This is a genomic window from Desulfovibrio sp. 1214_IL3152 (assembly GCF_036763055.1).
Lineage (GTDB): Bacteria > Desulfobacterota > Desulfovibrionia > Desulfovibrionales > Desulfovibrionaceae > Desulfovibrio.
This window is the reverse complement of sequence record NZ_JBAIYW010000043.1, coordinates 1-2,048: the sequence shown is the minus strand read 5'-3', so window position 1 is coordinate 2,048 and position 2,048 is coordinate 1. Positions and strand designations below refer to the sequence as shown.

General features: G+C 59.7%; 2 protein-coding genes. Both read left to right on the top strand.

Annotated elements, in window-relative coordinates:
• Nucleotides 1-446: 446 nt before the first annotated feature.
• On the top strand, nt 447-1,373 hold the full coding sequence (gene fba, locus V6C07_RS00860) for a class II fructose-1,6-bisphosphate aldolase (protein WP_333534505.1): 927 nt from the start codon (nt 447-449) through the stop codon (nt 1,371-1,373).
• Between the two features lie 30 nt (nt 1,374-1,403).
• Nucleotides 1,404-2,048: type I glyceraldehyde-3-phosphate dehydrogenase (locus tag V6C07_RS00855; RefSeq protein ID WP_333534503.1), on the top strand; the 645-nt coding region annotated here is incomplete at its 3' end.

The window sequence follows — 2,048 nt, the reverse complement described above, 5'->3', positions numbered from 1 at the left end:
CGGGACGGATCACAGGCCGGATGCACGGTTGGCTCCCAGCCCGGAGCCGCATCGGACACCGGGCGCGGCGGAAGGCTGAAAAAGGCCGCTCCGTCATGTGGGACATGCCATATTGGTGCGTCGGGGCATTCCCCTTTGCGCGATTTTGGTATACATTGCTCTTGCCTGCGCCGGGGCTTGGTGCTAGCCATGCTGTCGCGGCTTTTTGTACAGACAGCAGCCATGTAAACTGAATGAATTCAGCAGGCCATACGACAGGTGTTTTTGGGGCAGCCGCCTGTCCGGTCGCGTTTTTCCGTTGGCCGCGCCGCCGGAAACTGTTGCACTGGCATAGTGTTTGCGCGGCGCCATAGGTATATCGTTACGTTTTTTTTCGGCGGCCGGGTTCGGAAGCGTTTTGCAGCCTGCGTATTTACAGATGTCCCCAGAAAAACAAGGAGGAAGTCATGCCTCTTACCAGTCCCAAGGAAATGTTCGCCGCCGCTTATGCCGGTGGCTATGCCATTGGCGCTTTCAACGTCAACAATATGGAAATCATCCAGGGCATCATGGGCGCGGCTTCCGAGGAAAAATCGCCTGTCATCCTTCAGGTGTCGGCGGGCGCGCGCAAGTACGCGGGGCAGCCCTACATCATGAAGCTGGTGGAAGCCGCCCTGGCCGTTGACGCCAGCGTACCCGTGGCAGTGCATCTTGACCACGGCCCCAGCTTTGAAATGTGCCGCGAATGCATCGACGGCGGCTTTACGTCGGTCATGATCGACGGCTCCCATCTGCCGTATGAAGAAAATATCGCCCTTACCAGACAGGTGGTGGACTACGCCCGTCCCCGTGGCGTTTGGGTAGAAGCCGAACTGGGCAAGCTGGCGGGCATTGAAGAGCATGTGCAGTCGGACGAGCACGTCTATACCGACCCTGACGAGGCTGTGGACTTTGTGGAGCGCACAGGCTGCGATTCTCTTGCCATCGCCATCGGCACAAGCCACGGCGCGTACAAGTTCAAGGGCGAGCCCAAACTGGACTTTGAACGGCTTGAAGCCATCTGCAAAAAACTGCCGGACTATCCGCTGGTGCTGCACGGCGCTTCCAGCGTACCGCAGGAATTTGTGGATTTGTGCAACCAGTATGGCGGCAATGTGGGCGGCGCCAGGGGCGTGCCTGAAGACATGCTGCGCAGGGCTGCCGCCCTGGGCGTGTGCAAGATCAACGTGGATACGGATATCCGCCTGGCGGTCACGGCCTGCATCCGGCAGTGCCTGGCGGACCATCCTGAAGAATTTGACCCCCGGTCCTATCTCAAGCCGGCCCGGGAGGCCGTAAGGCAGATGGTGGCGCACAAGATCCGCACGGTTATGGGATCTTCGGGCAAAGCCTAAACAACATACGTTTTCGCCAAGGAGCGCAACATGCCCGTCAAACTGGGATTGAACGGCTTTGGCCGTATCGGCCGCTACCTGCTGCGGCTGCTGGCCGATGACCAGAATCTGCAAATCGTCGCCATCAACGCGCGCGCCGACAATGCCGCCCTGGCCTATCTTTTCAAGTACGATTCCACGTACGGAAACTTTGCGGGCACGGTGGACCATGATGAAAACGGCATTATCGTCAATGGCCGTCACATCGCCGTCACCCGCTGCAAACCCGGTGAATGGGAGTGGAAGCGCCTTGGCGTGACCATAGCCGTGGAAACCACGGGAACCATCAAGGACGGAGCGGGCCTGGCCCAGCATCTGGCCTGTGGCGCGGAAAAGGTCGTTATTTCCGCTCCCGCCAAGGATGTGGACGCCATGATAGTTATGGGCGTCAATGACCACGTGTACGACTGCACCAAGCACAAGGTCATTTCCGCCGCTTCCTGCACCACCAACTGCCTGGCCCCCGTGGTGAAGGTGCTGCACGAAAAATTCGGCATCCGTCATGGCCTTATGACCACCATCCACAGCTACACCATGAGCCAGCGCATTCTGGACGGTTCGCACAAGGACTGGCGTCGCGGCCGTTCGGCCGCCGTGTCCATGGTGCCTTCCAGCACGGGCGCGGCCAAGGCCGTG